Consider the following 552-nt stretch of genomic DNA (forward strand, 5'->3'; position numbering starts at 1 on the left):
ATCGCCGAAATGGCGTTGGTCACCGCCATCAACGGGGTGTGCAGTGCGGGTGTAACGTTCCAGACCACGTGATAACCGACATAAATCGCCAGCACGAAGATGATCAGGTTGTAGATACCGGGGGAGATAAGCTCTTCCATCGTCTGAATCCCTGCTTAGGCGTTTTTGCGGATGACTTGGCCGTCGCGGCACATCAGGCACGCGGCGACGATGTCGTCTTCGAGGTTCACTTCGAACTGACCTTCCTTGTTGAAGACCAGCTTCAGGAAGTCCAGCAGGTTGCGCGCGTACAGCGCCGAGGCGTCTGCGCCGACCTGGGCGGCCAGGTTGGTCGGGCCGGCAATGGTCACGCCATTCTCGACGACCACCTGGTCGGCCACGGTCAGCGGGCAGTTGCCGCCTTGCGCAGCGGCCAGGTCGATGACCACCGAACCGGGCTTCATCTGCGCCACGGTTTCAGCGCTCAGCAGCACTGGCGCCTTGCGGCCGGGAATCAGGGCGGTGGTGATGACGATATCGGCCTGCTTGGCGCGTTCGTGCACGGCCAGGGCC

Annotated in this window: 1 protein-coding gene and 1 pseudogene; both read right to left on the reverse strand. The window is 62.3% G+C overall.

Translation table 11 applies throughout. The features are described 5' to 3' along the window. The coding region (locus AC1DHT_RS29305; protein ID WP_442114848.1) for a proton-translocating transhydrogenase family protein at positions 1-140 on the reverse strand (140 nt) is incomplete at its 3' end. A 15-nt stretch (positions 141-155) separates the two neighbouring features. Continuing rightward, positions 156-552 (reverse strand): annotated as a pseudogene (locus AC1DHT_RS29310) (NAD(P)(+) transhydrogenase (Re/Si-specific) subunit alpha); the annotation flags it as partial.

It is taken from the genome of Pseudomonas sp. 05N432, assembly GCF_056396945.1.